Annotated in this window: 20 protein-coding genes, 2 tRNA genes and 1 pseudogene; 20 read left to right on the top strand and 3 right to left on the bottom strand. The window is 48.8% G+C overall.

Features of this window, described 5'->3' with window-relative positions; translation table 11 throughout:
• Positions 1–39 precede the first annotated feature (39 nt).
• On the bottom strand, positions 40–1,377 hold the full coding sequence (locus G8768_RS10995) for a glutamine synthetase family protein (protein WP_166847138.1): 1,338 nt from the start codon (positions 1,375–1,377) through the stop codon (positions 40–42).
• A 258-nt stretch (positions 1,378–1,635) separates the two neighbouring features.
• Here G8768_RS10995 and G8768_RS10990 point away from each other — a divergent pair, with 258 nt between their 5' ends.
• Positions 1,636–2,946 carry an NAD(P)/FAD-dependent oxidoreductase gene (locus G8768_RS10990; RefSeq protein WP_166847614.1) on the top strand — a complete coding sequence of 437 codons (1,311 nt, stop codon included), beginning with the start codon at positions 1,636–1,638 and terminating at the stop codon, positions 2,944–2,946.
• 116 nt (positions 2,947–3,062) lie between these two features.
• Here G8768_RS10990 and G8768_RS10985 read toward each other — a convergent pair whose 3' ends face one another.
• Positions 3,063–3,389, bottom strand: coding sequence for a hypothetical protein (locus G8768_RS10985; RefSeq protein ID WP_166847141.1), 327 nt, complete (start codon positions 3,387–3,389; stop codon positions 3,063–3,065).
• 66 nt (positions 3,390–3,455) lie between these two features.
• Positions 3,456–3,911, bottom strand: a complete 456-nt coding sequence (locus tag G8768_RS10980) for a flavodoxin family protein (protein ID WP_166847145.1) — start codon at positions 3,909–3,911, stop codon at positions 3,456–3,458.
• A 120-nt stretch (positions 3,912–4,031) separates the two neighbouring features.
• Here G8768_RS10980 and G8768_RS10975 point away from each other — a divergent pair, with 120 nt between their 5' ends.
• The 19 genes and pseudogenes from G8768_RS10975 (at position 4,032) to G8768_RS10890 (ending at position 22,529) form a co-directional block, all read left to right on the top strand.
• Complete coding sequence (locus tag G8768_RS10975) at positions 4,032–6,434, top strand: DNA internalization-related competence protein ComEC/Rec2 (RefSeq protein ID WP_166847148.1); 2,403 nt, start codon at positions 4,032–4,034, stop codon at positions 6,432–6,434.
• A 201-nt stretch (positions 6,435–6,635) separates the two neighbouring features.
• A complete protein-coding gene (locus G8768_RS10970) occupies positions 6,636–7,265 on the top strand; it encodes a MotA/TolQ/ExbB proton channel family protein (RefSeq protein ID WP_166847151.1) in 630 nt (209 codons plus the stop codon).
• A complete protein-coding gene (locus G8768_RS10965) occupies positions 7,265–7,684 on the top strand; it encodes an ExbD/TolR family protein (RefSeq protein ID WP_166847155.1) in 420 nt (139 codons plus the stop codon). The genes G8768_RS10970 and G8768_RS10965 overlap by 1 nt, the downstream gene beginning before the upstream one ends.
• Positions 7,684–8,748, top strand: a complete 1,065-nt coding sequence (gene lpxK / locus G8768_RS10960) for a tetraacyldisaccharide 4'-kinase (RefSeq protein ID WP_166847159.1) — start codon at positions 7,684–7,686, stop codon at positions 8,746–8,748. The genes G8768_RS10965 and lpxK overlap by 1 nt, the downstream gene beginning before the upstream one ends.
• Before the next feature lie 61 nt (positions 8,749–8,809).
• Positions 8,810–9,571 (top strand): 3-deoxy-manno-octulosonate cytidylyltransferase, encoded by a 762-nt coding sequence (gene kdsB / locus G8768_RS10955; protein WP_166847162.1) that lies wholly within the window; start codon positions 8,810–8,812, stop codon positions 9,569–9,571.
• 19 nt (positions 9,572–9,590) lie between these two features.
• Positions 9,591–10,097 carry a low molecular weight protein-tyrosine-phosphatase gene (locus G8768_RS10950; RefSeq protein ID WP_184679373.1) on the top strand — a complete coding sequence of 169 codons (507 nt, stop codon included), beginning with the start codon at positions 9,591–9,593 and terminating at the stop codon, positions 10,095–10,097.
• A 10-nt stretch (positions 10,098–10,107) separates the two neighbouring features.
• Positions 10,108–11,166, top strand: coding sequence for a UDP-N-acetylmuramate dehydrogenase (gene murB / locus G8768_RS10945; protein WP_166847165.1), 1,059 nt, complete (start codon positions 10,108–10,110; stop codon positions 11,164–11,166).
• 6 nt (positions 11,167–11,172) lie between these two features.
• The gene (gene uvrC, locus G8768_RS10940) at positions 11,173–13,116 is read left to right on the top strand and encodes an excinuclease ABC subunit UvrC (protein ID WP_166847168.1); all 1,944 of its coding nucleotides are present in this window, start codon (positions 11,173–11,175) and stop codon (positions 13,114–13,116) included.
• 153 nt (positions 13,117–13,269) lie between these two features.
• Positions 13,270–13,818: a CDP-diacylglycerol--glycerol-3-phosphate 3-phosphatidyltransferase gene (gene pgsA, locus G8768_RS10935; RefSeq protein ID WP_166847171.1), complete on the top strand. Its 549-nt coding sequence runs from the start codon at positions 13,270–13,272 to the stop codon at positions 13,816–13,818.
• A gap of 197 nt (positions 13,819–14,015) precedes the next feature.
• A tRNA-Cys gene (locus tag G8768_RS10930) sits at positions 14,016–14,089 on the top strand.
• A 382-nt stretch (positions 14,090–14,471) separates the two neighbouring features.
• Positions 14,472–14,558, top strand: a tRNA-Leu gene (locus G8768_RS10925).
• 420 nt (positions 14,559–14,978) lie between these two features.
• Positions 14,979–15,572: a DUF6338 family protein gene (locus G8768_RS10920; RefSeq protein ID WP_166847178.1), complete on the top strand. Its 594-nt coding sequence runs from the start codon at positions 14,979–14,981 to the stop codon at positions 15,570–15,572.
• A gap of 647 nt (positions 15,573–16,219) precedes the next feature.
• On the top strand, positions 16,220–17,053 hold the full coding sequence (locus tag G8768_RS10915; RefSeq protein ID WP_243749481.1) for a TIR domain-containing protein: 834 nt from the start codon (positions 16,220–16,222) through the stop codon (positions 17,051–17,053).
• Between the two features lie 303 nt (positions 17,054–17,356).
• Positions 17,357–18,265 (top strand): FRG domain-containing protein, encoded by a 909-nt coding sequence (locus tag G8768_RS10910; protein ID WP_166847184.1) that lies wholly within the window; start codon positions 17,357–17,359, stop codon positions 18,263–18,265.
• Between the two features lie 563 nt (positions 18,266–18,828).
• A complete protein-coding gene (locus G8768_RS10905; protein WP_208020156.1) occupies positions 18,829–19,473 on the top strand; it encodes a hypothetical protein in 645 nt (214 codons plus the stop codon).
• Positions 19,474–19,611: 138 nt separating this feature from the next.
• Positions 19,612–19,884: pseudogene (locus tag G8768_RS21035) on the top strand (hypothetical protein); the annotation flags it as partial.
• Between the two features lie 637 nt (positions 19,885–20,521).
• Positions 20,522–21,052 carry a hypothetical protein gene (locus G8768_RS10900; protein ID WP_166847191.1) on the top strand — a complete coding sequence of 177 codons (531 nt, stop codon included), beginning with the start codon at positions 20,522–20,524 and terminating at the stop codon, positions 21,050–21,052.
• On the top strand, positions 21,049–21,546 hold the full coding sequence (locus G8768_RS10895; protein WP_166847196.1) for a hypothetical protein: 498 nt from the start codon (positions 21,049–21,051) through the stop codon (positions 21,544–21,546). Before G8768_RS10900 ends, G8768_RS10895 begins: the two co-directional genes overlap by 4 nt.
• Before the next feature lie 2 nt (positions 21,547–21,548).
• The gene (locus G8768_RS10890; RefSeq protein ID WP_166847202.1) at positions 21,549–22,529 is read left to right on the top strand and encodes a type II secretion system F family protein; all 981 of its coding nucleotides are present in this window, start codon (positions 21,549–21,551) and stop codon (positions 22,527–22,529) included.
• Position 22,530 lies beyond the last annotated feature (1 nt).

Genomic DNA, 22,530 nt, shown 5'->3' with positions numbered 1-22,530 from the left:
CTGAGGTCCATGGCCGGAAAGGGCGGTTTGCTGGCTCGCTTATACGTTGAGCAACAGGTATTCCCGCTCCCAGGAACTGATGACCTTGTTAAAGGCTTCGTATTCTTCTTCTTTTACCGCGCAATAGGCTTTAATAAATTCCGGGCCCATCACCTCGGCCACCTCCGGGCAGTCACGCAACAAGCTGATCGCGGTTTGCAGGCTGCGAGCGACATCAATGCCTTCTTCATAGGCGTCATCCGCATAGGGCTCACCGGGGTCGATTTTATTCTTTATGCCGAGATAGCCGCAGGCCAGACTGGCCGCAATGGAGAGGTAAGGGTTGGCATCCATTCCCGGAAAGCGGTTTTCAACACGGGTATTTTTTGGGGAGCTGTCTGGAACACGAATGCCGGTTGTGCGGTTATCGAAACCCCAAAGCATATTCACGGGCGCTGAAATGTCTTTGGTGAAACGGCGGTAGGAATTCACGTTCGGCGCGTACATGGAAATACAGGACGGAGTGAATTTTCTCAAGCCACCAATGTAGTGTCGGAAGCGTTCATTGGGCTGGTCGTTGTCATCGATAAAAATATTTCGCCCGGTTTCTTTATCGACAAAACTCTGGTGAATGTGCATGGCGCTGCCGGGTTCGTTTTCCATCGGCTTGGCCATAAAGGTCGCGTACAACCCATGCTTGATGGCGACTTCGCGCACGGCGCGTTTGAACATAAATACCTGGTCCGCCAGGTTCAAGGGGTCGCCGTGCAAAAAGTTAATTTCAAACTGAGCGGCGCCGGACTCGTGAATCAGTGTGTCGACATCCAGATTGAGTACATCACAGTAATCGTACATCTCATCAATGATGTGCTCGAATTCATTCAGGGCATCAATGGAGTAAGGCTGGCGGGCAAAACCGTCATGACCGGTGCGGCCAGTCGCGGGCTCAATCTTATCGCCTGGGTCGTTATTTTGTTTAACAAAATAAAACTCGGCTTCGGGAGCCAGAATGGGTTGCCAGCCATTGTCTTCGTAAAGTTTGAGAACTCGCTTGAGAACATTGCGTGGCGCCAGCGGGTGGGGTTCACCTTCTTTGGTGTAGCAATCGTGAATGATCTGGGCGCTGGGGGTGTTGGACCAGGGCACCAGTCGTACCGTATCCAGATCCGGCTTGAGGAACATATCGCCATCGATACCACTGCCCAGCAGGTCGTCGTGTTCTTCCGTAAAGCCACCGTCAATGCACTGCACCATAATACTTTCGGGGAGGCGGGATTCTTCCTGGAAGAACTTCTTAACCGGAATCAGCTTGCCCCGGGCATTGCCGGTCATATCCGGGATTAAACACTCGACATCCTCAACCTTGTGTTGAGTAAACCATTCATTTAGCTCTGGCATAAATCACCGTTATTGGAATTTTTTGCAATATAGCGTGAAGCTCAGGACATTTCGAGCCATCAACGTCCAGCCCCAAATGGGCTGAGTCTTGATTATTGCAAAAACCCGAATTATCATTCAAGTAAATATTGAGCAATTATTCAAAAAGTTATAAAAAGCGAGGCAGATAGCGCCTTCCGGCGTATCCGGCCAAGCGTTCGATTGCGTAAAGCGTATTCAACAGACGCATTTATGAATGCATTTAACAAAGGTAACGCCATGATTCAGCAAGATGCCAAAACCCTAGGTTACGAGCCTTCCTACTATTCCGCGACGGCCATTGGTGCACAGGAGCACCCTCGAATAGAAGGTGAAGTCGAGGCGGATGTCTGCGTTATTGGTGGCGGCTACACCGGTTTGAGTGCTGCGCTGCACCTGGCCAAGAAGGGCTACAAAGTGGCTTTGCTGGAAGCTGAGCGTGTGGGTTGGGGTGCGTCCGGTCGTAATGGTGGGCACTGCGGTGTGGGCCAGCGCAAAGATCAGGAAGAGCTGGAAGCACTGGTGGGCAAAGAGCGTGCGGCCGAAATGTGGCAATACAGCCTGGAAGCGGTCGACACGGTTGCCAAGCTGGTGGAAGAGCACAATATCGACTGTGACTTAAAGAAAGGCATTTTGCACGTGGCATCCAAAGCGAAGCACGCGGGCTGGATGCAGGACGATGTGGCGCTGTTACGCGATGAATACGACTATCAGGATTGCCGTTACGTAGATAAACATGAAGTCGCACAGTTGGTGGGTTCAAAAGGCTTTCATGGTGGTCAGCTCGACCAGCGTTCCATGCACCTGCACCCCTTAAACTTTGCTCTGGGTTTGGCTCGCGCCTGTCGTGAAGCGGGTGTTCAAATTTTTGAGAAAAGCCGAGTCAGTCACTACGAAGGGCAGGGCAATCTCACTATCCACTGTGAAGACAACGGCCAGAAAATAGGGCATGTGAAAGCCAAGTATCTGGTGATGGGCTGCAATGGTTATCTGGGCAGCCTCGAATCCAAAATGGCGGGCAAGATTATGCCCATCAATAACTTTGTTCTGGCAACTGAGCCCTTGTCCGAGGAGTTGGCCCGCGAGTTGATTCGCGACGATACCGCCGTTGCCGACACTTTGTTTGTGATTAACTATTGGAAACTCAGTGGTGACAATCGCCTGATCTTCGGCGGTGGTGAAAACTACAGCAGCAAATTTCCGGCGGATATTAAACACTTTGTGCGCAAATATATGCTGCGTATCTATCCGCAGTTGGAAAACACCAAAATCGATTACGGTTGGGGGGGCACGTTGGCCATTACCCTGAATCGCATGCCGCACTTCGGGCGCTTACAACCGAACATTCTGTTTGCCCAGGGTTACTCCGGTCATGGTGTACCAACGGCCGTCATGGGCGGTAAGTTATTAGCCGAGGCTGTTTCTGGCACGGCGGAACGTTTTGATGTAATGGCCGATGTACCTACCCATAGCTTCCCAGGTGGTACTTTGCTACGTTGGCCTGGGCTCGTCGCGGGTATGCTGTTCTACAGCTTGATGGACAAACTCTAAGTTCTCTATTGTTTGCTTTACCAACAGTCGCGCGAGATCCATCGCGCAACTGTTTTGCCCTTAAATGCAGCAGCTTGTGCCAATTCGGTGCTTTTTCTTTTTACCTTTTTCAATTGCTACGCTTCTACAATTTGTCCCCGATAAACCCGTTTGGGGCGTTCAGCTTTTTGGTTTTCCGGTTCGACTTTTGTTGCTCCGCTCAACTGAGGAATTGTGACGTGCCGAGTGTTTCGGTCTTCCCGTAACGGTTCTCCCAGAGAACGGTTCTGTTCGATAAACTCCCGGATTAACAGCTGGCAAATACTGTCGCGGCTCTGTTCGTAGGCGATATACAACTCGTCAATGAGTTCGGGATTGGCCAGTTTGATGGAGGGCTTTTGATGGCTGGGTACCCGACGACGAATTTCCCGCAATAAATCGATCATATGTTTGTTAAAGCGCATAACTTTCCCCGATAAATAGCAAGACTGGGGGTGTATACGCAAGGAACGTGCCGGTTGGTGAATGTGTTAGAAAATACCCATGCATAAACCCGTTGCAAAGGCTTCGCCGTTTTCTTCAGCTTGCTGCAAATGCGCTTGTTGAATTTCACCTTTGGCAATCAAATCGGGCAGAGCTTTTTTCATGGGGTAGCCGCAGAGAATTCGATCCATTTCGCGAATGGCACCACTGCCATCATTGCCCGCAGAAACCAGCAGGCCATAGGGCAAGTTCAGTTCATAAGGTTCTGCAGGGTAAAAGGTGCGGTCAAAAAAATCCTTGATGGCGCCGCACATATAGCCAAAGTTTTCCGGGCTGCCAAACAGTACCCCGTCACACCACAACAGGTCTGCCAGATCTGCATCGAATGCGCGCTTCAGGCGCAGCTCGCAATCACTTTCTTTAGCCGCACCACGGTGGGCGGCCAGGATAAGCTGCTCGGTATTGCCAGTTTGGCTGTGATAGACGATCAATAATTTTGCCATGACGTTATTGTAAACCCCTTGACCGCTTTAATGCCATTGGCTGCTTGGCGTCAGAGGGACAGAGACGATAATGCTGTGTTTGCGCAACGCATAGAGCTGACAAAGTGAAGGAGGCAAGTTGTGTGGCCACTGCTTGCTGCATTCGTTGGTGTTTTGCTGGCCTGGGGAATAGGCGCTTTTTCCCTGTTCCTGCTAAGAGCCGATCTTTCCCTGCAAGCTCAGTGGCCCTCGGAGTTGGAAGGGCGCGTACTGAGGCTTCAAGTTCGAATCGAAAACTCACCGATCATCACTGAAAAGGCCTGGCGTTTTGAGGGGCGTATCAAGGCATTGAGTTTTCCCGGTGGGCAAGCAGGCGCTGATGCACTCTGGAAAGAACTCGAAGGTGAGCGTATACGATTGCGGTTGTACTACCCGACGGCGCGATCTTACCTCAAGGGCAATTATCATCATGAATTTTCACCCGAGCAGTTGCAGGAAAGCATAACTCTTCGTTCCGGTCGAATTCTCGAAGCGGATATCAAACTGAAGTCACCCCGAGGCTTACACAATATCGGTGCTGGGGATTATCAGGCTCGCTTGCTGAGCCAATCCATTGTGGCCGTTGGCTATATCAAAAAACTGCACAGAATCGATGGCTCGGCTCAAGTGTCGGTGCGAGAAAAGCTCGGACGATTTATTGATGGGCAGCCGCTCAAGCAGGCACCTCTGATTAAGGGCTTGTTGCTGGGTGATCGCAGTGGGCTCAAGCAGGAGCATTGGTCATTGCTGCAACAGACCGGCACTGGGCATTTGCTGGCCATTTCAGGTTTGCATATTGGCTTGGCAGCGGCTTTGGGCATGTTGTTCTTTGGCGGTTTGGGACGCATAGCTCAACTGTTTTCCGAGCGGCTTCCCAGCGCCCAAAGCTGGGCTTTATGGGGTGGGGGAGTGATGGCCTTCGCCTACGCTTGTTTAGCCGATTTCAGCTTGCCCACTCAGCGTGCCTTGCTGATGCTGTGGGTGTATTTGCTGGCGGCCATCAGCGCACATTCCATATCGCCCTGGCGGGTATGGCTCCTTGCTCTATTGTTACTGCTGTTTGTGGATCCCTGGGCCCTGGAACAGGCAGGAGGATGTTTATCTTTCGCTGCGGTGGCGGCTTTAATATATGGCTACTGGTCTTACACAAAAGCCAAAAGAAGTGTAGCTGCTTACAGTTGGCAACTGCTGCGTTCCCAGTTATTAATTGCCAGTTTTTTATCGGTGCTTTTGTGTTATCTGCAATTGCCCAGTGGCCGTTTGTCCTTGCCGGCAAACCTGCTCGCGATTCCCTGGTTGAGCTTTGTCATCATGCCTTTGCTGTTGCTATTTTGCCTAAGCTGGTTTGTCAATCTGGATTGGCAATGGCCGTTGCGCTGGGCAGATACCGCTCTGGATGTTCTGTGGTTTTACTTGCAATACCTGCTTGATTGGCGAGAAGACATGTCGTCACTTCTCAACGCCTATTTTAAAACGGAAGTAATCAGTCCGCAGGATGCATTATGGTGGCCGGGCATTGCCTTCAGTGCATGGTCATTAGCATTGATGTTTGGGGCAGCGTTGCTCTTCTGGTTGCCAAAAGGGTTTCATGGCAGGTTGTTATTTTTGCTGCCAGTATTGGGTTTATTATTTCCGTCTTCTCTGCTGAAATCCCACGCCGACTATTTACAGCTAACGGTGCTGGACGTCGGACAGGGATTGGCGGTGCTGATTGAAAAAGATGATCGAGCCGTGCTGTACGACACCGGGCCGCGTTACAGTGTTGAACACAATGCCGGAGCCAGTGTGGTTGCACCGTTTTTGCGAAGGCAGGGTTTACATGTATTGGATCACTTGATGATTTCCCACGGCGATTCCGATCATTCCGGCGGGCTGGAAAGTCTTTTGGCGCAATTCAGGGTTGGCACACTTTGGGCCGAACCGACTTATCTACAGAAAGTAAACAATCAGAAAGCGCTTGGCTTTATCGAAAGCCGCAACGCTTGCCAAGCGGGTAAACCCTGGTTTTGGCAGGGTGTCGAATTTCAGTGGTTATGGCCACGGGTGAATCTGTCTCAGCATTCAGCTGCAAAGAAAGATAATAATCGTTCCTGCGTGCTTCTGATCCGATATCAAAACCTTAAGATTTTGCTGCCCGGTGATATCGAACGCTGGGCGGAAAAAGAAATTCTCAAAGCTTCGGATGACAAGTCGGATCTCTGCAATCTTGATGTCTTGTTGTTGCCTCACCATGGCAGCCACAGTTCCTCTCATAAAGCCTGGGCAGCATGCACACGTCCGGCCATCGTCATCAGCAGCACTGCATGGCAAAACGCCTACGGCCATCCCAGCGCTAAAGTGCTGCGCCGCTACCCGCAGAGTTTGCAGTTTGATACCGGAAAAGAGGGGGCAATTCAATTGCGCTATGGGCCGAATAAGTCCGGTGAAATCCAATTGCAAACCATTGTTCGAAGCCGGCTCGAAAGAAAGCGTTATTGGCACCGGGACGATGAGTTCGCGCTGTAAGGTTAACCCACCGGCCAAAACACAAAACCCATCACAATGACAAGACTCCACAGCCCCGCATCAGCTGTGCTAAAGTGGCGCTTTTTGGGGCCTGCGGCTTCATCTGTAACGGGCAAGCAAGCTTGCTTAAATAATCAACAGATGGCACGCCAAGTGACGGTGTGAGCAGGGCAGTAACAAAGAGCCATTGAGGAGAGCTTCGTGCTAGAGATTGTCGTTGCCGGCGGCTGGGTAATGGGTATTTTGATTTTGTGTTCCATTGCGGTGATCGCCATCAGTATTGAGCGCTACTGGACCCTCAACCCCGAAAAGATCGCTCCCAAGAACACCCTGGGCCAAGTCTGGAACTGGATCAAAAACAATCAGCTGGATGGTCAGCGTCTGCGTGAACTGAAACAGTCTTCCGAACTGGGCCGTATTCTGGCAGCAGGTTTGAGTAACTCTCGTCACGGCCGTGACGTGATGAAAGATTCCATCGTTGAAGCCGCCAATCAGGTCGTGCATGAAATGGAGCGCTATCTGGGCGTGCTGGGCACCGTAGCGTCTATTGCTCCTTTGCTGGGGCTGTTGGGTACGGTTCTGGGGATGATTAAAGTCTTTACCGCCATCGTGCTGGAAGGCAGTGGCAATACCAGCGCGCTGGCCGGTGGCATCAGCGAAGCATTGATCACCACCGCGGCCGGCCTTTGTGTGGCCATTCCAGCAATGATGTTGCACCGCTTTTATACCCGTCGTGTTGACACTCTGGTCGTCACCATGGAGCAAGAAGCCGTCAAGCTGGTTGATGCTCTGCACAGTGAGCGCCGTGTTGATGTGCGTGAGGCTGGCTAATGAAGTTTCGTCGTCAGAGAACCGATGAAGACAGCGTAAACCTGACGCCGCTGATCGATGTGGTGTTCCTGCTGCTGATCTTCTTTATGGTATCGACCACCTTCACCAAAGAAACCCATCTGACGGTAACCCTGCCGGAATCCAGTGGCGAGGCTCAGCCTCAGGTGCAGGAACCCTTGATTGTCGTGATCGGCGCCGATGGCAGTTACGGCATTAATGGCAAAGGGCTGGTAAACAGCAAAGCCAGTACCTTGCGTCTGGCGCTGGAAGAAATTGCCGGCGATAACCGCGAGCAGGCACTGATCATTACTGCCGATGCCAAAACGCCTCACCAATCGGTCGTGACCGCGATGGATGTGGCCGGGCAATTGGGCTTTGTTAATCTGAGCATTACCACCCAAGCGCCAGGAGAGTCTTAATGGCCAAGGCCAGCCTGGCCCAGCGCATCAGCGAGGCCTGGTACGAAGGCCATGGTTTGCTGCATCTGCTGCGGCCGGCCTCGGCCCTGTTTAGCCATATTGCTGCTAAACGTCGTTGTCGAGATAGCCATAAACCCGCTTCCAATTCCCCGATTGTCGTTGTGGTCGGTAATATCGCGGTTGGTGGTACCGGTAAAACCCCCCTGATTATTGCCCTGGTGAAAAGGCTGCGCGCCGAAGGTTGGCAGCCCGGCGTAATTTCCCGTGGTTATGGCAGTCAGGCGCCACATTATCCTTACGAAGTGAGCAGCGACAGCCCGGTGGAGCACTGTGGTGATGAGCCCTTATTGATTGCCCGCCAGTGCGATTGCCCGGTGGTAATCGACGCCGACCGTAATCAGGCTCTGGCCAAACTGCAAGCCCGGCATAACTGCGATATTGTTTTGAGTGATGATGGCTTGCAGCACTATCGTTTGGCGCGTCATATTGAATTTGCCGTGCTGGACAGTGCGCGGGGATTGGGCAATGGCTGGTGTTTGCCGGCCGGCCCCTTGCGTGAGCCGCCCGAGCGATTGGAAGAGGTCGATTTTCTGATTGTGAACCAAAGCCCGCGTTCAAAAAGACACCCAAGCTTTGAACAGCTTCCCACGAATGCTCCCAAGCCCTTGGCTATGAGCTTGGAAGCCACCGGTTTGCGTAATCTGCATACCGGCGAACAGCGCCCTTGCGATGAGGTTCAGTTGCAGAACATTGCCAGGGAAGGAGACTTGCAGGCCATTGCCGGCATTGGCAATCCCCAGCGCTTCTTTGACAGCTTGCTGACCTATGGGTTGAGCTTTCAGAGCCAGGCTTTTGATGATCACCAAAATTACGATGTGCAGCATCTTGCCTTTGCGTTGAACAAGCCCCTGCTAATGACCGCCAAAGATGGGGTAAAATGCCAAAGCCTGGCGACACGGCCGGGCACAGAACAATGGTGGCAGTTGGAAGTTGACGCAAAGCTCGATGAAGAGTTCTGGCAACACTTCCTTGCCCGCCTGGCAGATCTGAAAGCTGCCGATTAAAACCGCCGAGTATTGATTCGCTGGTGCTTAACGCCAAACCCTAATTGTTAAAGAGCCCATCATGGAATTTTTTGTTGTTATCCCCGCCCGTTACGCGTCCAGCCGATTACCCGCCAAGCCTCTGGCTGATATTGCTGGCAAGCCAATGATTCAGTGGGTGGTTGAGCGTGCGCAAATGAGCGATGCCAAACAGGTGATTGTCGCAACCGATGATGAGCGCATTGAAGCGGCTGTAAAAGCTTTCGGTGGGGAAGTGTGCATGACCCGCACGGATCACCAGTCGGGCACCGACCGTTTGCAGGAAGTGGCTGAAAAATACGGCTTGGCGCCAGACGCCATCGTGGTGAATGTTCAGGGCGATGAGCCTCTGATTCCGCCTGAAGTAATTAATCAGGTGGCCAACAATTTAGATCGAGCCAAAGAAGCCAGCGTGGCCACCTTGAGTGAACCGATTCACAGCGTGGAAGATTTTTGCAATCCGAATATTGTAAAAGCGGTGAGCGACGAGCAGGGGATTGCATTGACGTTCAGTCGTGCCCCTGTGCCCTGGCCTCGTGATGCGTTTGCACAAAGCCGGGACGCATTGCCCGAAGGTTTTGTGCCTCAACGTCATATTGGTATCTATGCCTATCGTGTGGCCTTGCTCAACCGCTTTGTCACCTGGGACGTGGCGCCTATTGAGGCCACGGAATCCCTGGAGCAGTTACGCGTACTTTGGCACGGTGAAAAAATTCACTTGGATGAAGCCTGCGCTGAAGTGCCCGGTGGTGTGGATACACCGGAAGATCTCCAACGCGTTGTTGATTTTATTCAAGGCCAATAATCAAGGAGAGCAACGCAACATGGCAAAAGAAACCTTGCAGGCACCGGTGAAGGTGCTTTTTGTATGTTTAGGGAATATCTGCCGCTCACCCACGGCCGATGGCGTCTTTCAAAAGAAAGTCAAAGATGCCGGCCTCGCCGACCAAATTATTATCGATTCGGCGGGCACTGGCGGATGGCATATCGGTAACCCGGCCGACCCTCGAGCGTCGCAACATGCCGCCAAGCGCGGCTACGATATGAGTCAATTGCGCGCCAGAAAAGTGGCCGACAGCGATTTTGAAGCGTTCGATTATGTTCTGGCGATGGACGCCGATAATCTTCACGATCTGCAAGCGTTGTGTCCAGATGCCTATCAAGATCGCGTGCAGCTTATGCTGGATTACCTTCCCGAAGATTTCCCTAAGCCCATGACAGAAGTGCCCGACCCGTATTACGGCGGTGAAGACGGTTTTGAATTGGTCTTGGATTTGATTGAAGCGGCTTCTGATAATTTATTGGCCGACATTCAACAGCGTTTGACGTAAAGCGACGACTATGGCCCTAATTGAACATCAAGACCTGAGCAATTTTAATACCCTGGCCATTCAAGCCGAGGCGCGTTTTTATTGGGCGATTCAAAGCTTTGAAGATTTGCAGGCTGCACTGGACTGGTATCGCAGCGAAAATGCCAATATGCCACTGCTGGTGCTTGGGGGTGGCAGCAATGTAATTTTGTCGGATCATTTTCCGGGCTTGGTTTTGCACATGCAAAATCAAGGCATCACATTGCTTGAAGAGCTTAGCGATTCGGAAACCGTGTACCTCGATGTAGATGCCGGAGAAAACTGGCATGAGCTGGTCTGTCATTGCTGTGAGCAGGGTTGGTATGGCTTGGAAAACCTGGCACTGATTCCCGGTGCGGCAGGCGCTGCGCCTATTCAAAATATCGGGGCCTATGGTGTCGAGCTTTGCGACGTAATGGACAGCCTGGAGTGCCTGGAAATCGACAGCGGTAAACACTATCGCCTTAGCGCCGAACAATGTCAGTTCGCCTATCGCGACAGCATTTTTAAACAGGCGGGCGAACCCCGTCGCATCATCAGTCGAATTCGTCTTCGCTTGCGCCGAGGCGCCCAAGTTAACACCCGGTATCCCGGCCTGCAGCAAAGCTTACAGGATCTGGGCGTTCATCCGGAACAGGCCAACCCCAAAGATATTCTCCAGGCCGTTTGCAATTTGCGGCGTGTCAAATTGCCCGACCCGGCTGAGTTGCCCAATGTGGGCAGTTTCTTTAAAAATCCTATTGTCAGCGAAGCCCACTACCAGCAGCTCAAAGCCGAGTACGCCGATCTGGTGGCTTATCCCCACGGTGATGATTATAAGCTTGCCGCAGGCTGGCTGATTGATCAGGCCGGTTGGAAAGGGCACCGCGAGGAGCAGGTGGCCGTCCATGAACGTCAGGCGCTGGTTCTGGTCAATTACAATAAAGGTTCGGCAAAAGAGGTACTTATGCTGGCCAAAAAAATACAAGACGATATCTGGCAGCGCTACCACGTTGCACTTGAAATCGAACCTCGCCATATTTTAGCCAGCGGTGAATTGGCGCAGGATTAAAACCGAATGACAGAAAAACGCAGCCCCAAGAAAAAAGAGCTTTCTAAAAAGCGCGCAGAAGAAATCACCGCGCGCAAAGTCGAAGCTCGCGCCAGTGCGGACGGTATCGCCCCGGCCCCCGAAGGCGGTTGCCAGTTTGATCACAAGAGTTTTTTGAAGCAGCTCACCCAACGTCCGGGCATTTATCAAATGTACGATGCCGACGGCAAAATTCTCTATGTGGGTAAAGCCAAGAATCTTAAAAACCGAGTCTCCAGCTATTTTCGTTCCAGCGGTTTAAACAACAAAACCATGGCGCTGGTGGCGCGTATTGCGCGGGTGGATGTCACCGTTACCCATACGGAAGTGGAAGCACTGATTCTTGAGCAGAACCTGATTAAAGCTCAGCGCCCACCGTTTAACATTTTATTGCGTGACGACAAATCCTACCCCTATGTGTTTCTGTCCAGCGGCGAAGACTATCCGCGAGTTGCCATGCATCGCGGTGCCAAGCGCAAAAAAGGTGAGTACTTTGGGCCGTTCCCCAATGTGATGGCGGTAAAAGAAAGCCTCAGCTTTCTGCAAAAAACCTTTAAAGTGCGTCAGTGTGAAGATTCCGTTTTTAAAAATCGCTCGCGCCCTTGTTTGCAGTATCAGATCAAACGTTGCGATGGCCCCTGTGTAGAAGCCATCAGCAAAGAGAATTACGCCGAAGAAGTTCGTCACACCAAAATGTTCCTGCAAGGTGAGAGTGATGAAATCCTCGAAGAGCTGGCCGATCGCATGGAAAAAGCCTCCATGGATTTACAGTTTGAACAGGCGGCGGTGTATCGCGATCAAATCAGTGCCTTGCGTAGCTTGCAAAGCCAGCGGGTGGTGGAATCCGGCAACGCCAATGTGGATGTCATCGCCATCGCAATAGAGCGCAACGTCTGTTGTATCCACCTGCTGTACATTCGCCAGGGCCGCATTCTGGGCAGCAAAAGTTATTACCCCAAAGACAATCTCGCGGCTGGCCCCGAAGTCATGCTGAACGATTTTGTTGGGCAGTATTATTTAGGCAACAAGGGCAGGGATGTACCGCGAGATGTTATTCTGAGCCACCCATTGCCCGACGCTGAGCTGCTGAGCGAGGCTATTAAAGAAAGCCTGGGTAAAAACATTCAGCTGCGCCACAGCGTACGCAGCGAACGCCAGAATTGGTTGCAGCTGGCCATGAGCGCCGCCGAACAAAACCTGAAATCCCAATTGGCGCGTAAACAAAACTTGCAGCAACGTTTTGAATTATTGCAGGAACGCTTGAATCTGGAATCCATTCCCCAACGCATTGAATGCTTTGATATCAGTCACAGCAGCGGCGAGCTCACCGTTGCTTCCTGTGTGGTGTTTGGCCCGGAAGGTGCCATCAAATCCGACTATCGCCGTTTCAATATTGATGGCATTACCGGTGGCGATGACTACGCCGCCATGGAGCAGGCGCTCAGCCGTCGCTACAGCCGCATCCAGGAAGGTGAGGGCGTGTTGCCCGACATCCTGTTGATCGATGGTGGCAAGGGCCAGCTCAATCAGGCCAAGGCGGTGTTGGGTGAACTGGGCGTGCAAAACGTCACCATGATTGGTGTGGCCAAAGGCACTACGCGCAAAGCTGGCTTTGAGGTGCTGCACATGGCTGATACCGGTGAAGAGTGGGTACTCGATGCCACCTCTCCGGAACTGCATCTCATCCAGCAAGTACGCGATGAAGCCCACCGCTTTGCTGTTACCGGCCACAAAGCCCGCCGTGATAAAAAACGCCGCAGCTCCAGCCTGGAAGATATTCCCGGCGTGGGTGCCAAACGCCGCCGCGAACTGTTGCGCCATTTTGGTGGCTTACCACAAATCAAAGGCGCCAGTGCTGACGACCTGGCCAAGGTAGAAGGCATCAGCAAAAAACTGGCCGCGGAAATCTACGGGCATTTTCACGCCGAATAAACGCGCCTGGGCCTCAGCTTTACCCAGCGATGCTGGCCAAGGCAGCCCAGATCAGGTAGGCTGCGCTTTTTTTGCAATAACTTCATGTTTTCAGGCTAAGTGTCTGATTTTTGCACTAAAATCGTAAAGACGGATCGAGCCAGTAGAAACAAGATGAACCTAGCCAATCAACTGACATTATTACGCGTACTGCTTATCCCGGTGATTGTGCTGGTGTTTTATTTGCCTTACGGCTGGAGCTACCCGGTCGCCGCGTTCATCTTCGCACTGGCGGGCATCACCGATTGGCTCGACGGTTTTATCGCCCGTCGCTACAACCAGTCCACCGCCTTTGGTGCTTTTCTCGATCCGGTGGCCGACAAGCTGATGGTGGCATCCGCCCTGGTGCTCTTGGTGCAGGCCCATTCCACCGCCTGGCTTACCGTTCCGGCTGTTGTAATCATTGGCCGCGAGATCGTCATCTCCGCCCTGAGAGAGTGGATGGCCGAACTGGGCGAGCGCTCCAACGTCGCCGTTTCCTTTATCGGCAAAGTGAAAACCGCCGCCCAAATGGTTGCCATCACCGTATTGCTGGCCTTCCCGGTAGACGATCGCTACTGGCTGATCGACGTCGGTTACATCCTGCTGTACATGGCCGCGGGCCTGACACTCTATTCCATGATTCTATACCTGCGTGCAGCCTGGCCATCATTGAAGCCATAAGACACAAACTGCCGCCTTTTTGTACGAATTTCGCCAAAGTCGCTCGCAATACTTGACAGTGAGCGGCCAAACCATAGAATAGCCGCTCTTTGCAGAAACGGCCTTTTCAAGCCGCAAATGCAATAGGCTCTAATGCGGCTAAGTCCCAGAAAGTACTAGGAATTTTCAAGCGGATGCATTAGAATTGCCGCCCTTATGGCGCGATGTCAGAGTGGTTATGTCACGGACTGCAACTCCGTTTACTCCGGTTCGATTCCGGATCGCGCCTCCACTTTCCCTTAGGTTGAATCCTTCAACTTAGGTGCCGCAAGGCAAACCCGATTGGCCAAGCTGATCGAAGTAGGGCTGCCTCCTACTTTAAATACCCCTCGATGCCCGGGTGGTGGAATTGGTAGACGCCGCGCAGGAAGCGCAAGTGCAGCGAGAGCAGGAGCGGTAGCTGCCACAGGACTCAGCGCCCAAGCGCTGATAAAAGTAGGGCCGCCATACCTACTATAAAAAATACCTCTCGATGCCCGGGTGGTGGAATTGGTAGACGCCGCGCAGGAAGCGCAAGTGCAGCGAGAGCAGGAGCGGTAGCTGCCACAGGACTCAGCGCCCAAGCGCTGATAAAAGTAGGGCCGCCATACCTACTATAAAAAATACCCCTCGACGCCCGGGTGGTGGAATTGGTAGACACAGGAGACTTAAAATCTCCCGATAGCAATATCGTGCCGGTTCAAGTCCGGCCCCGGGCACCACTATCTATCGATAGTAACTACTAACTTTGTTTTCATAGTAGACGCCCCTCTGCACAATCTTGTGTTGTACTTCTTCAATTCCTTTAATTAGCCTTTCAATAAGGATACTTGATTGTCACCCTATTTATATTGTGGTCTTGTATGGTTGGTTCTTTAGTATTAATCTTTGCGTGAAGTCTATTGCTATAGCAAACTTGATTTTCATTTCAGAATTACTATTGTTTTGTGAATGTGAGTTAGAGAGCCCAGTTTCCCATTGAAGAGGTGTATTATTTAGAGGTGGTAAACTCTTAAGAAAAGCCTCAGATGATTAAAATTGAAACAAGGAAATATGACAGGATGTTATTCGGCCGCCTATTGATTGATATTGCTACTCTAATTGCAAAGACGCCTGTCTTTTCAATTGGTTATTAGATCCCCATGGAGAGCATAGCATCTGATCTAGTCCAGCTGCTGAGGTATTTATTGCCTGGCTTTTTAGCTGCTTGGGTTTTCTATGGCTTTACCTCCTTTGTAAAACCAAGCCAATTTGAACGAGTTGTGCAAGCCCTAATATTTACACTGATAGTTCAGGTGGGCGTTTACTTTTATAAGGCTTTGGTTTTTTGTATCTCAAAATATTGGGCGTTTGGCTCTTGGAGTGCAGATGTGGAGCTTGTTGTTTCAGTCGTAATCGCAACAATCTTAGGTTTTGTATTTGCATATTTTGCAAATAACGATAAGTTTCACTTTGTAATTCGAAAGATAGGTATCTCGAAGGAGACTTCGTATCCGTCCGAATGGTATGGCGAGTTTTCAAATAAGGTAACCTACGTTGTTTTGCATTTGGATGGAGAGCGGCGCTTATATGGATGGCCTAAAGAATGGCCATCTAATCCTGAAACAGGTCATTTTTCTATACAGCAGGCATCGTGGATTGTCGATGACGAAGTGCCTCTTATTGGTGTGGATACTATCCTAATACCAGCAAAAAGTGTCCAAATGGTAGAGTTTATGGAAAAAACATGGGAGTGATTTATGTCTAAAAAATCATCTAATCCACCGCCTCCAGCGCCCCGGCCTTCAAGTATAAATAAAGGAGCTAACGTAAACCCGCCGCCACCAAGTAATGTGCGGCCATCACCGCCACCAGCTCCCCCGCCAAAGCGTTAAGATTAATAATGCTCTTTAGAAGTTATCTGTGAATAAACTTCAAACATGGAAGCTATGCTAAATAATTGTTTGTGGTTTAGTGAAATTTGGAGGCTTAGCCTTCATCCGTTCCAGTTAGGTTTCACCGACCGTCAAAACTGGCTGTTAAGGAAATCGGTGAAAGGTCTGAACTTTCGGGGCCTAACTCTTTAAGAGCCCCTCGAAAACTTTGAGGATGATTTATGAATAATAGATCTGAATTGGGGTGTTCAGATAGTTTGTCAGATATGCAAACGGCATTTGGGTACCTATTCCTTATGTTGCTAGTGGCTTTTCCAGAGCCTCTAGTGGCATTTGGCATGGCATCATTAGCAACGGTGATGCTTGCATCTGTTAAAGGTGCTGTCTCGTCGCTTTTGCCGACTAACTGACACTATTGGCCCTGGGTGGTTGCTCGCCCAGGGTCACCCTTATCCCAATAATGAGCGCATATTTAAAGCCAAAAGCAAAAGCGATAATGTGAAGGTATTATGTTGAGAAAACCAAGATTATTCATAGCTTCATCTGTTGAAAGCCAGCGAGTTGCTGAGGCGGTGAATGTGAACCTTGACCATGAGTTCGAGGTGACGTTATGGAAGAATGGAACATTTAAGTTATCGTCGACGTCGATCGATGACCTGGTTGAGAAGTCCTCATTTGTGGATTTTGCGCTTTTTATTTTCGCTCCGGATGACATAGCAACAATTAGAAACAGAGAAGAATATGTTGTTAGAGATAATGTAATCTTTGAAATGGGGCTGTTTGTTGGTGCGATTGGTAAATCTCGCTCATTTATATTGAAGCCTCGTGATGTAAAGATGCATCTTCCCACTGATTTATTGGGTGTAAATCCTGCTGATTATGATGCTGATCGCTCGGATGACGATTTGATTTCTGCGACTAATCGGGCGTGTTCTCTGATTAAATCTGAAGCCGAAAGGCTAGGTCTTCTTGATCATGTAGGTCTCTCTGAATCGAGGAAGATTGTAGTAAATCCATCTAGTTATAACCTTCAAATTCAAGACTATAAAGTTTTAGCAGCTTGCTTGCAAAGTCATACAGCAGATCCAGTAGGGCTGAGATTCCATATGATTGCTAATAGCTTTCGTGGTGTGGATGAGTCAGCCTTGCAGGTGTCATTGATTAAGCTTGAAAGAATGGATTATCTAAGTAAGTCGATAGAAACTGATCACCATGATGAATACAGTTTTTATGCATATTCGATTACTGAAATGGGAATTGACCTTTTATTGAAAAATGAGGATGCTCTAGGGGCGGCGGCTCAGGAGCATCCGCAGATCTTTCCGGATGATGTTCCGTTTTAGCCTTGTAGATGAACATGAAGAATAAATAAAAATTAGTATTAAGAATAAATGGAATGTTCGTCCATAAGAACAGTTTCATTGAGAATGGTATTTTGCGCACTTCTTCATTTGAAAATTCTACCCGGTAGTCGTTGCTATGCCTTTCCTTAAACCTCTTTGTGCGTGTTGTCTAGGAGTCTGGAAACCGTAAGAGGTGATTCTTGATTTCTCGTTTGACTCGTTGAGGTTGGCTGCGCAGTAGAATGGTCTAATTTAGTAGCCAGAGTCGGTGTTCTTTTAATTTGGTTGGTGAGTGCGTTTCTAGTGAAGAGTAACGAATTAATTTCAACGGCAAAAGAATTTTTAGACTTTTTTATCGGCGACTCTCGGTTTAAGACATCGAATAAGTTCGACGCTTCTAAAGGCTCGCGTCGTGGGATGCTGTTTAGAGGGCAGAGTGATGCGGCTTGGGGGTTGCTGTCTAGTGTATTCCGAGGGGGGCGCCCCTTGCTAGATTTTACTCCGCAGGCTCCCGAAGTAGATAAAAGTAGCCTTAGAGAATCCTTGGGGCATCACCTGCATGCCGAAGCACGTTCTGTGTTCTTGTTTTTAGAATCAGCTGATCGAATGGGTATTCCAACCCCCATCGATTTGACAACTTTGAATGACAGCACCGATTTAATCACAGCAGCAATGAGAGATGAAGAGTATGACTACTCTGAGCAGTTCCCGAAAAGCACTTTTGAGGCGTCCATGGCTCTCGCTCAGCACAATGGTGTTCCAACTAGGCTGCTTGATTGGTCTGAGTCACCATTGGTAGCATGTTATTTTGCTGCTTTAGGGAGGTCGGTTTTTTCTAGCAAAAAAAGCAAAATAAATCAGGAGATAGTAGTTTATTTTATGTCTAGAGATCAGTGTCATCATGCAAGTTCCCCTGTGTCCTTAATCAAAGTGCCCAAGTTTCAAAACGTGAATTTACGGTGTCAACAAGGGATGTTTACTAATATTAAGGGCGCAAATACCATTTTTCTGGAAGACGGAGCTTGGCCAGACCTGTTAAGCTTGACCAGTTCAAAGTTTCAAATTCAAAAAAGACGATTGCCGGCTTCTGAGTCAGATGACTTGCTTCGATTGTTGTATGATTTAGATATATCTAGAGAATCACTGTTCCCATCTTTGGCGAATGCAGCGGCTTCTTATAAATATCGAAAAGCGCTATTCTCGAATATATAGCGCGCGTAAGATTTTCCTAAAATTGAAGGAATAGAGAGGACATCCACTTTCATTAGCCTAGTGCCGCTATCTTAACATTAGGCCAATCTCCTGACTTTTACCGGCCCCAGCGATATTGCAGCGCCCAAATATAGAGTCTAAGGTATTCATGGTGGCCGTTATTCAGTTTGAATCTTGTTTTAAAACTCTCGCAGGTGCTTCTGCCGTTCTCAAGAAAACCTCCTCCACTTTGGTTTACTTAGGTTGGCCGTGAGCTGAGTTTTTCAGTTATCGTGCTAATCAAATTAATTCTCCACTTTTAGGATCAGTTATACTTGACTCTAGTAAAATCTAATCAGTAGATAGAATTAGGCAACTTGCCTATGCCTGATCGCAAGTTACTTGTGTTAGCATTGGGTGGTAGTTAAAGGTGGGTGTCCCGTTTGTTCTTGTTTTTCTCCATTAAAATGATCTTCGCAAATCCATTTTTAATGAATGCCGGTGTCCCCCGTTAATGATGAAGAGCCGACAATAGCTCTTTTGACAGAGCTATTTTTATTTTAGCAAAAGGATTAAGAGTTGTTATGAAAATACCCATCGTATCGAGTTTAGTTATTGTTGTTATTTCTCTTGGTAGTTCTGTCGCTGTGAATGCAGCGGGCTCAAAGAACACGAGTGGTAAATCCGTGGTTTTGCCTGCGCCACAGGTGTCTATCGCAACCCATGATGCTTATTTTGAGCATTTAAAAGCACATTGTGGCAAAGCTTACCAGGGGAAAATTACGGTTGACAACGCTAAAGGCGGCGGTTTTGCTGGCAAGAAATTAATCATGCATGTTCGCCGTTGTAGTGAGCGTGAATTGCAGATCCCATTTCACGTAGGTGATGATGCTTCACGCACTTGGATTTTAACCAAAACGGGCTCTGGTATTTCGTTAAAACACGATCATCGCAAAGCTGATGGTAGTTATGATGACTCGACTATGTATGGCGGGCATACGCTTGATGGGGGCTGGGATCGCGTGCAGTCGTTTCCTGCCGATCAATATTCAAAAGAGTTATTTGTCAAGCATGGTATTCCGCAATCGAGTGGCAACACCTGGCAAATGTTCATTTACCCTGATAAGTTCACTTATCGCATGGTCCGTGAAGGACGTGAATTTAGAGTGGACTTTGATTTAACTAAGGCGATTTCGCCACCAGCAGCGCCTTGGGGTTACAGTGATTAATGGGCTGTTATTAAATACTAAGGATATCCACCTTCATTGGCTTAGCTCCGCGAGTAAAGAGCTAGGTCAATCCCTTGATTTTTAATTCCATCCTCAAATATAGCTAAGAATCGTCCAAAGTTGTTGTAATTTAGCAGCATGACGATAGCCCGAAGCCAGCAAGTGTCCTTAGCCGATACTCCTTATTATCACTGCGTAAGCCGTTGTGTGCGTCGTGCCTTTTTGTGTGGGAAAGATCATTGCAGCGGTAAAAATTACGAGCATCGCAGGGGGTGAGTTGAAGAAAGAATTCTGGCGATGCAGTCTGTGTTTTGCATCGATGTTTGTGCTTATGCCGTAATGAGTAATCATTATCATGTTGTACTGCATGTCGACCACCAAAGGGCCAAGGCATTGAACGCAAAAGAAGTGCTTATGTAAACCTCCTCCAAATTAGTTGCAATCATAATTAGAGTTTTCCAGTCATTCATGTTTGTATAACATCCTCGTCGTACAGGTAAATCTTCGAATCATTCGATAGGGGGTGAACTTTGATTGTTTTAGCGGAAATACAAGATCAGCGCGATAGAGGTGCTGAACCTCGATTCCTGAACGGCCTTAGGTGCGTTATTTCGTATGAAGGTATGCCAGCGGCTGAATGTGGGGTTGAGCTTTCAGGCGGTATTACGGAGATTTACCCAGGCGAGAGTGCGGAGGTGTTTATCCACTTTGTGACCCCTGAACTTCATGTTGACAAGCTAAAGGTGGGCGATACCTTTGAGCTGGTTCGTGTGCCTTATTCAATAGCCACAGGGACAGTGATTGACCTATAAGGTCATAATCGATAGATGTTGGCCTATGGCGCCCTTGCGTAGCCGTGAATATCCTCGGCATCCTTCCTGACAAGAATGACTCAATGGGGGCAGATTATCTCGATGAGATAAGAGTGGTATGTGGTGTGATGTTGATATTTTTCAGAGTAGGCTCAGGCTGAATTTGACTAAGTCAGCATGTGCGATGTACTTTGTCGGAGTAGGGTGGGTAAAAATAATGACAAGGATAGCGATAGATGTCAGAGTCGGTGGGTTCATATTTCCAATATAACTGCGCGGGAGACAAGCCACTTTTCTACCAGGTTAAGCCTATAACAGCATTGCTTTACAGCATCGCAACTTGGGGCTTGTATTCTTATTGGTGGCACTATCAAAACTGGCATTTGATTAAAAATAATGCTGAAAGTACTATTTCACCGCTTGCCCGATCTGCGTTTCATCCGTTATTTGCGTATTCACTATACGATCAGATCTCAGAAACAGCCTCCAGCTTAAATGTCCGCGGCGCTGTATTCCTCAGGACTTTGGGTATACTCCACGTGCTTTCCGTCGGATTTTGGTTTGAGCCAATCTTTGATTTATTTCCAATCATTTCACTGCTCGTCCTTTTGCCATCAATGTTTGACTTGGTTCTCGTGCAATGGAAGGTGGTAGAAATCAACCAAGCTCTCGGTCTATCAATTTGCAATAAATTCGAAACAATTGATTTGATACCCTTATTTTTAATCGCTAGCCAAATGTTGGCTTTTTACTTGGTGATGATATGAACAACATCCCTAAGAACCTTTCTTGGAGTTACAACCAGCGTACGCTTGTTGAATTCTCGTTTTTCGCTTTAATTCTCGGAGTGCTAATTGCTTTAGCAGCAGAGACTATGCCTACCTATATCAAAAGCGCAAAACTAGTAGAACCAATAAATTTTGCTAAAGATGTTCAGACCCATATGATTATTGATGCTGCTTTGACCGGTCGGTGGTCAGGGGAGGACGATATACCCATAGACAAAGAACGTTGGGGAAGGGCTATACAAGAGTTCGAGGTCAATCAATTCGGGAATATTTCTATTACCCTTCATGATGATTTGGGTTTTAAAGATAACAACGTATTGGGGTTTAATCTCAATTCTCAGACGCAGGGTAAGGCTTTTCTATTTTACAGCTGGCAATGCGGTAATCCTGCACCCCAAGTTTCACTTTATATGGCCGAACCTGTAAGAACCACGGTTCCACCAATTATTTCTCATACCATCTGTAGGAAGTGATGATGATTACAAACGAATCAGCTATGGATCGAATATCGGTAGTAAGTCGAATGCTTGCGTACCAGCAGGACCAAGGGGAGTCAATGGTCTCGGCTCTGGCCAAGACAAAGTCGAGTTTGCCGGCCCATTATGACGATAGTATTGAGGCGATTAAAAATATTATTACAGGGGATGAAGACGTAGTATTTACAGGATACGGTGCTGGGCCATTTAGGATATTTGCCGTCTTGGCTGGCCTAATTCGAAAGGAGGACGGCGACGTCAGTCAGCTCTTTATAGGGGCAAAGGAATACATACAAGAAGCCGTCATTCAAGCGCGAGAATATTGGAGTGGTTTCAATTCACTAATTGCCTACCTGGTCGTAGTGTTTATTTTGGCTATAACGGTTATTGCAATCTTTACGAAAAAAGTTATGCCTGGATTTGAGGAAGTGTTTTCCAATTTTGGGGCAGAACTACCTACTTTGACAAAGTTTATTCTTGTGAACGAGTCAATGTTTATGCTGGTAACTGGCATTCTAACGCTATGTGTGCTGATTTGCGTTGCCAGTTCCTATCATGTTAGGAAACAGGTTGCTCAGCTTAGGCCGCTTTCATCTATTTGCAGGTGGATTCCTGGCGTGAGATCCTTGGACGATATTTATAGTTATTTTTTGTTTGTCCACTTTGCAAATGTACTAACCAATGCACGAGTGGAAGGGGTGGCTTCGTTTAATCATGCCAAAGATTTGTCGATGCTCACAGATAAAAAGACTAGTAAATTTTCAGTTTGGTGGGACGCCGTAAAGGCTGCTCAGGAAGTTGGCGTTTTGGATCAAGAAATTGAATATCAGGTTTCCCACATAAATACCTTGTTTAGCCGACAAATGATCCTCTTGAGGGAGTCTGTGACTCTCATAACCCAAATATCCCTGGGATTACTGATAGGCCTGTTTGTTATTGCAATGTATTTACCCATATTTATGCTTGGTTCAGCAATTTAAG

Source organism: Pseudoteredinibacter isoporae, assembly GCF_011602085.1.
Taxonomy (GTDB): Bacteria; Pseudomonadota; Gammaproteobacteria; order Pseudomonadales; family Cellvibrionaceae; genus Pseudoteredinibacter; species Pseudoteredinibacter isoporae.
This window is presented reverse-complemented; position numbering and strand designations above follow the sequence as displayed.

Coding starts and splice junctions, on each gene's coding strand:
- G8768_RS10915 (WP_243749481.1), top strand. CDS start 16,220: ATGTTGAGAAAACCAAGATTATTCATAGCTTCATCTGTTGAAAGCCAG.
- G8768_RS10980 (WP_166847145.1), bottom strand. CDS start 3,911: ATGGCAAAATTATTGATCGTCTATCACAGCCAAACTGGCAATACCGAG.
- pgsA (WP_166847171.1), top strand. CDS start 13,270: ATGAACCTAGCCAATCAACTGACATTATTACGCGTACTGCTTATCCCG.
- G8768_RS10900 (WP_166847191.1), top strand. CDS start 20,522: ATGTCAGAGTCGGTGGGTTCATATTTCCAATATAACTGCGCGGGAGAC.
- G8768_RS10920 (WP_166847178.1), top strand. CDS start 14,979: ATGGAGAGCATAGCATCTGATCTAGTCCAGCTGCTGAGGTATTTATTG.
- G8768_RS10950 (WP_184679373.1), top strand. CDS start 9,591: ATGGCAAAAGAAACCTTGCAGGCACCGGTGAAGGTGCTTTTTGTATGT.
- murB (WP_166847165.1), top strand. CDS start 10,108: ATGGCCCTAATTGAACATCAAGACCTGAGCAATTTTAATACCCTGGCC.
- G8768_RS10985 (WP_166847141.1), bottom strand. CDS start 3,389: ATGCGCTTTAACAAACATATGATCGATTTATTGCGGGAAATTCGTCGT.
- G8768_RS10990 (WP_166847614.1), top strand. CDS start 1,636: ATGATTCAGCAAGATGCCAAAACCCTAGGTTACGAGCCTTCCTACTAT.
- uvrC (WP_166847168.1), top strand. CDS start 11,173: ATGACAGAAAAACGCAGCCCCAAGAAAAAAGAGCTTTCTAAAAAGCGC.
- G8768_RS10965 (WP_166847155.1), top strand. CDS start 7,265: ATGAAGTTTCGTCGTCAGAGAACCGATGAAGACAGCGTAAACCTGACG.
- G8768_RS10890 (WP_166847202.1), top strand. CDS start 21,549: ATGATTACAAACGAATCAGCTATGGATCGAATATCGGTAGTAAGTCGA.
- G8768_RS10905 (WP_208020156.1), top strand. CDS start 18,829: ATGAAAATACCCATCGTATCGAGTTTAGTTATTGTTGTTATTTCTCTT.
- lpxK (WP_166847159.1), top strand. CDS start 7,684: ATGGCCAAGGCCAGCCTGGCCCAGCGCATCAGCGAGGCCTGGTACGAA.
- G8768_RS10895 (WP_166847196.1), top strand. CDS start 21,049: ATGAACAACATCCCTAAGAACCTTTCTTGGAGTTACAACCAGCGTACG.
- G8768_RS10995 (WP_166847138.1), bottom strand. CDS start 1,377: ATGCCAGAGCTAAATGAATGGTTTACTCAACACAAGGTTGAGGATGTC.
- kdsB (WP_166847162.1), top strand. CDS start 8,810: ATGGAATTTTTTGTTGTTATCCCCGCCCGTTACGCGTCCAGCCGATTA.